This is a genomic window from Ectobacillus sp. (genome assembly GCF_056992975.1).
The window spans coordinates 1-6175 of record NZ_JBXKMX010000091.1; the positions used below are offsets into that span (position 1 = coordinate 1).

A 6175-nucleotide genomic window follows, 5' to 3' on the forward strand; every position below is an offset into this window, starting at 1 on the left:
GACATCACGTTTTTAACAAATGTGCCTAGTCAGTAAGGGGGAAGTTGATGTTCAAAAGCCCAATTGAATATGTGAATGAGCTCATTCATGGTTTAATGAGTGATATTGCAAATGCTGCCTTTAGCTGGCTTTCTATCTATTTATTTGCACCGACAGATTTAACGCGCTATCCTTATGTATCCGAAGCATATCATATAGTCCTTATGATTTCGGTAACGATTGGGGGCGTATTTTTCGTATTTAATCTGATTAAGATTCTTGTTGATAAAGTGGGCGGCTATAGTCAGCGTGGCTATCAAGAGGTAATTGTAAAAACATTTCTTGGAGGAACAGTAGCGATGCTTGCACCATTCCTATTAAAAGACGTGTTTCTGCCAATTAATAACGCAATTGTAGAAATTTTTTTAAATAAAGGAATTCGAGTAGAAACGTTCTCGAAATTTGTGACCATTCCCGGGGCAGGAGCAACGTCTTTATTACTTGCAGGGTTAGGTATGGCAATCATTTTTCTCCTACTTGCGATTCAGTATGTGATTCGAACGGTAGAGTTACTTATCTTATTCATTATGAGCCCGCTTGCGGCATGGTCCATTGTAAATGAAGAAATGAATATATGGAGCATTTGGTGGCGAGAAACAATTGCAACTGTATTTACACAAAGCTTACAAATTATGATTATATGGATATCGATTAATAGTATGGGCGATGCGAATACATTACAAGATTTTGTTATTGGATTTGGATTTATGGTATTTTGCCTAACTGGGCCTAGTTTTTTACGAAGATTTCTTTACAGCACAGGGGCGGGGAGAAAAGCTGCAAGTGCAGCTGGTAGTACGGGCAAAACGATTATTTTGAGGTATGTTACAACGAAACTTTTGAAGTAAATACATATTAGATTTGAAACGGGAATAGGAAAAAATGTTCATCCTTGTATTTTTTGCAAGACTGGACTTTTTTATTGTGGACGAGCAAATTAGAGGGGCATGTGGGAGATATTTATTTTCGCAAGCCGTTTTCACGCATTCTTACATAAGTATTAATATTTTATGAAATTTTATTGTTTTTCACCCATTTGTAGTGTAAAAGTTGTATCATTTTTTTAATACAATTTAAAGAAATGTTTTGTATGATGGACATATGCACAGAACGAAGAGGTCGAAGGGAGATGACCTACATGTTGACAATCCTAAAAAAGGCGCTCGTTGTCATTATTACGGTTTGTACGTTTGGCATTGTTACGCCGCCAGCTGTTTTATTAGATCCAGCAAAGACGGATAAATCCAAAGTAAATGTAGAGCAAGCCCCGCAAGCTCAAGCTCTAGTAGAAGAAAAGGCTGATGAATTTTCAGCTGCGTCATTCGTGACTTATGTAGTCTCCGAAGCAGATAGACAATCAAAAGAAAAATTTGGATCAAAAATCAGCCCTGTAATTGCTACAAAATTTGATCAAACGATTTTACCAAAGGTGACCGATACAATTACAACGTTTGCAGAGAGTCAATCTCCACAATCTTTTTCCTACCTAGCAGTATCTCAATACCCTAAAGGCGGGGAAAATGAAAAAATTATGCATATTTACGATTCGCGTACAAACGAAGACCTATTACGATTTCACGTAAGACGGGATCATCCACCTAAAGATGGTTATTATTTTGATTTTCATTACCATATGGCAAATGATAATTTTGTTGCTCACCACGAACTAGGAAAAATATATTGGGGTAAAAATCAACCTCCGCAATGGTTATCATAAAAGGTAAGAGAATGTCTCTTGCCTTTTATTTTGTCAGTATATGTTGTAAAGTAGAACAAGCAAGTTGCAATTGAGGAGGGTTCTACAAATGAAACAATATTTACAACTCATGCAGGATATTTTAGATAATGGGACATTGAAGGGCGATCGAACTGGTACAGGAACGATTTCGTTATTTGCTAGACAAATGAGATTTGATTTGTCTGAAGGATTTCCGGTCGTTACAACGAAAAAATTACATCTTCGTTCCATTATCTATGAACTTCTTTGGTTTTTAACAGGTGATACCAACATCTCCTATTTAAAAGAAAATGGTGTTTCGATTTGGGATGAGTGGGCCGATGAAGAAGGAAATCTTGGACCTGTCTATGGTAAGCAATGGCGTGCATGGGAAACGAAGGATGGGAAAGTTATCGATCAAATTTCCGAAGTCATTCAACAAATTAAAACGAATCCGAATTCCAGACGTTTGCTAGTAAGCGCATGGAATGTGGGCGAGATTGATAAGATGGCGTTGCCGCCTTGTCATTATTCGTTTCAATTCTACGTTGTGGACGGGAAACTTTCTTGTATGCTAAATCAGCGTTCAGCGGACTTTTTTCTAGGGGTCCCATTTAATATTGCAAGTTATGCATTGTTGACACATATGATTGCACAGCAATGTGATCTTGAAGTAGGGGAATTTATTTGGTCAGGGGGAGATGTCCATTTATATACAAATCACATCGAACAAGCCAAGCTCCAGCTTACTCGTACACCATATCCTTTACCAAAATTGGTTATTAAGAGAAAGCCATCCTCTATCTTGGATTATACGTATGAAGATTTTGAATTAGTAGGTTATGAATCACATCCAAGTATTAAAGCAAAAGTTTCGGTATAAATAACAAATAAGGCCACTGAAAAAGTGCTTTTTTCAGTGGCCTTATTTGTTTATGAATGAGGAATGTAAAAATTCAGCTCGGATTGAGCCCGCGCACAGGAAAAAGAGTACTTGCGGTACCAAATTTCCGCACCAAACCTATATTTCGAATTCTACACTTTATTTCTTTCGTTGTAGAACACAAAAAGTATGTGGGTACTGATTTTTTTCATCCATGATGCCTTCTTCTTGTGTTACAAGATCCCATTCCTCGCTGTTATAGGCCGGAAAATACGTATCACCTTCAAAAGAGTGATGAATAAATGTTATGTACATTTTGGAAACGAACGGGAAAAACTGCTTGTAAATTTCAGCCCCTCCAAAAATAAATACCTCTCTTGTATCATGTTGAAAGGCTGTAACAACTTCCTCTACGGAATGCATAACAACACATCCTGGAATGAAAACATTCAGGTCTCTCGTTAATACAACATTTAGTCGGTTGGGAAGTGGTTTTCCTATTGATTCAAAATTCTTTCTTCCCAGTACAATAATATTGGAAGTGGTGAGCGCTTTAACCTTTTTTAAGTCATTTGATAAATGCCAAGGTAATGTATTATTTTTACCGATAATTCGATTTTCATCCATTGCTACAAGTATAGAAAACATAAAGTAATAAGCTCCTTTGAGGGAAATAATCATATTCTACCCAAGTATACATGAAAAAAGAAAAAAAACGAAAGAGGAAGCATAATAAAATTAAACTTTCCACTTTCGTTTATACTACCAGCTTTTGTTTGAATGAATAATCATTCATGATTTCTGTGATGAATAACGTTATTGCGTTAAAATTTTCACTTGAACGTTACGAACCCCCCATTGATTCATTCGTTCTTTATCATTCATAAATATATCGATATGATTCCCTTGAATCGCACTACCTGTATCAATTGCTTTAGCAAAGCCATATCCCTCGACCCATACGGAACTTCCAAGTGGAATAATAGCTGGATCTACCGCAATTATCTTTGCGTTTGGATTATCGGTTAGACTATAACCAGTTTTCGTTAGCACTTTTCCTTGGTATGTACCGCCGTTTTCAACAGGATCGGCTGAATAAGCAGTTGCCTTAACGGTAACAGTACGAACGGTAGCAGATTCGTCACGAGAGGAAAATGAGATTCCCGCTTGTTCTAATTTATGATCTGCATCCTGTAGCTGCTGCGTGGTTTCCTTTATTTCAGTATCCTTATCCTGAATGTTATGCTGTAGCTGATCTTTTTGTTGGGTTAAATCCTGTATCCTTCGTTCTAAATCTTCGTTTTTTTGTTGCAATTCGTTTTGTACTTCTTGGTGCTGTTGCTTTGCTCCTTCGTATTGACTTTGCACGGTCGCTGTTGCCCCTCCAAACCCTACGGCAATTATAAGAGTAGGAACCATTCGAATCGACAAAAATCGTTTTACAATCTGCAATAGCATCACCTTTCACATGGGATTTATTACCTTAATGTATATTAAGGATAGGCGATGTAATAAAGGCTCGCAAGTAAAGTAATAGAATTGTTAAGGCAATGTTAATTGAGTCATGAAGGTGTAATAAAACTGATTATTCGGATGTTGAAGATGATAGGAAGTTGTCGAATTTATAATTTGTAGCATACGTAAGGCATGTTTTATGTTACAAATGCTAATAATAAAAAGGACAAGATCTTATAGTTGACAATCATTTTTCATTTTTATATACTAGCTAACGTAATGTAAGTAGATTATTTTTTACTTATATTTCTTAAATTTAAGATAATTTTTAATTAGAAAAAGGAGCAAACAACATGACGAAATTACTTTATATTACTGCAAATCCAAATCCTGCAACAATCTCTTATGGTAAGGCTGTTGGCGAAGAATTTATCAAAGCATATAAAGAAGCAAACCCTAGTGATGAAGTTGTAACTGTTGATTTATTTGCAACAAATGTACCTTTGATTGATGGTGATGTATTGGCTGCATGGGGAAAATTAGGTGCAGGTACTGCATTTGAAGAACTTAGTGCTCTTCAACAAGAAAAAGTTGGTGCAATGACTGCAAATCTTGAACAATTTAAGAGCGCAGATCGTTATGTATTTGTAACACCAATGTGGAACTTTAGCTATCCACCAGTTGTGAAAGCATACATTGATAACCTTTCTATTGCTGGACAAACATTTAAATATACTGAAAACGGACCTGTAGGATTACTAGAAGGCAAAAAAGCGCTTCATATTCAAGCTACTGGTGGTGTATATTCTGAAGGACCTGCAGCTGGTTATGACTTTGGACGTAATCACTTAAAAGCAGTGTTAGGTTTCATGGGTGTTACAGATGTTGAATATCTAGCTGTTGAAGGTATGGCTGCAACTGCTGATAAAGCACAAGAAATTAAAGCACAAGCTATTGAAGCAGCAAAAAACTTAGCAAAAAACTGGTAAACACATAACGCTTTAAACGTCGTAAATCACGTGCCTACTTAGCTCCGAAGTGATTATTTGGAAAAGTAGGTTAACATGACGATACATCACAAACAGAGGATGGTAGGTAAGAAGGTAGAAACCTTTCTTACCTACCATCCTCATTTTGATTTTTTCTTCTTTTTCTAAGGAGAGTCTTGTATAATAAGACTCGAATGTATGAAATTTGGGGGTTTATTATGATTCGTACTATATTTGCTGCTATAGGAATAATTTTTCTTGTTTTAAAGACCATACCGAGTTTAGTTCGTTTTAAGAAGCTACCCGATACTCTTTCTACAGAAGAGAGAGATCGAATCATTCATCAAACACCGAATTGGTTTGGACAAGGGATGATACAAATAACAGGCTCAAAGGTAGATGTGAAGGGACTTGAACGCATTCCCAAACATCAAGCTGTTCTTTTTGTGAGCAATCACCAGAGTAACTTCGATATTCCACTTTTAATGGGGTATTTGCAAACTCCGCTTGGATTTATTTCGAAAGCAGAGATGCAGAAATTACCTATTGTGAAAGACTGGATGACGCTTATGAATAGCGTATTTATGGACCGAAGTAATCGAAGACAGTCGTTACAGGCAATTAAGGATGGTATACAAAATTTGAAGGCTGGACATTCTCTTGTTATTTTTCCGGAAGGAACAAGAAGTAAGGGGAAAGACATGGGAGAATTTAAGTCTGGTAGTTTTCACTTGGCCGTTAAATCGGGTGTACCAGTTGTACCGATTACAATTAATGGAACGTATAACATTTTAGAAGCAAATAATAATCGGGTACAACCTGCTAACATTACGTTAACAGTTCATGAACCGATTTATGCAAAGCAATATCAGGACATGGATATGAATGAATTAGCGCGCTATTGTCGTGAAATTATTGAATCAAACAAATGATAATGTTTTGAAACAAGCTAGTACAAAAGGACTAGCTTGTTTCAATTTTTCTTGCGTTTATAATAAATAAATTAAAACGGCAAAGAAATGAGCAGTTGTCCCTAATAGTACGAATATATGCCAAACCATATGATGGTATTTAAATCCTCTCCAAACATAA

Annotated in this window: 7 protein-coding genes; 5 read left to right on the forward strand and 2 right to left on the reverse strand. The window is 36.3% G+C overall.

What is annotated here, in order from left to right; all coding sequences use genetic code 11:
• Positions 1–47: 47 nt before the first annotated feature.
• From AC11ZT_RS04500 to thyA, 3 genes are all read left to right on the forward strand, one after another.
• Positions 48–887: a conjugal transfer protein TrbL family protein gene (locus AC11ZT_RS04500; RefSeq protein WP_484058458.1), complete on the forward strand. Its 840-nt coding sequence runs from the start codon at positions 48–50 to the stop codon at positions 885–887.
• A 290-nt stretch (positions 888–1177) separates the two neighbouring features.
• Positions 1178–1756 carry a YpjP family protein gene (locus AC11ZT_RS04505; RefSeq protein WP_484058459.1) on the forward strand — a complete coding sequence of 193 codons (579 nt, stop codon included), beginning with the start codon at positions 1178–1180 and terminating at the stop codon, positions 1754–1756.
• A gap of 88 nt (positions 1757–1844) precedes the next feature.
• The gene (thyA, locus tag AC11ZT_RS04510) at positions 1845–2639 is read left to right on the forward strand and encodes a thymidylate synthase (RefSeq protein WP_484058460.1); all 795 of its coding nucleotides are present in this window, start codon (positions 1845–1847) and stop codon (positions 2637–2639) included.
• 159 nt (positions 2640–2798) lie between these two features.
• Here thyA and AC11ZT_RS04515 read toward each other — a convergent pair whose 3' ends face one another.
• Both AC11ZT_RS04515 and AC11ZT_RS04520 read right to left on the reverse strand, forming a co-directional pair.
• Entirely contained in the window at positions 2799–3287 is a 489-nt protein-coding gene (locus tag AC11ZT_RS04515) for a dihydrofolate reductase (protein ID WP_484058461.1), read from the reverse strand.
• A 168-nt stretch (positions 3288–3455) separates the two neighbouring features.
• Entirely contained in the window at positions 3456–4091 is a 636-nt protein-coding gene (locus AC11ZT_RS04520) for a 3D domain-containing protein (RefSeq protein WP_484058462.1), read from the reverse strand.
• Positions 4092–4447: 356 nt separating this feature from the next.
• Between AC11ZT_RS04520 and AC11ZT_RS04525 the strand changes: the two genes are divergently transcribed.
• Positions 4448–5083 carry an FMN-dependent NADH-azoreductase gene (locus AC11ZT_RS04525; RefSeq protein WP_484058463.1) on the forward strand — a complete coding sequence of 212 codons (636 nt, stop codon included), beginning with the start codon at positions 4448–4450 and terminating at the stop codon, positions 5081–5083.
• A 218-nt stretch (positions 5084–5301) separates the two neighbouring features.
• Positions 5302–6015, forward strand: coding sequence for a lysophospholipid acyltransferase family protein (locus AC11ZT_RS04530; RefSeq protein WP_484058464.1), 714 nt, complete (start codon positions 5302–5304; stop codon positions 6013–6015).
• The last annotated feature ends 160 nt before the right edge of the window (positions 6016–6175 follow it).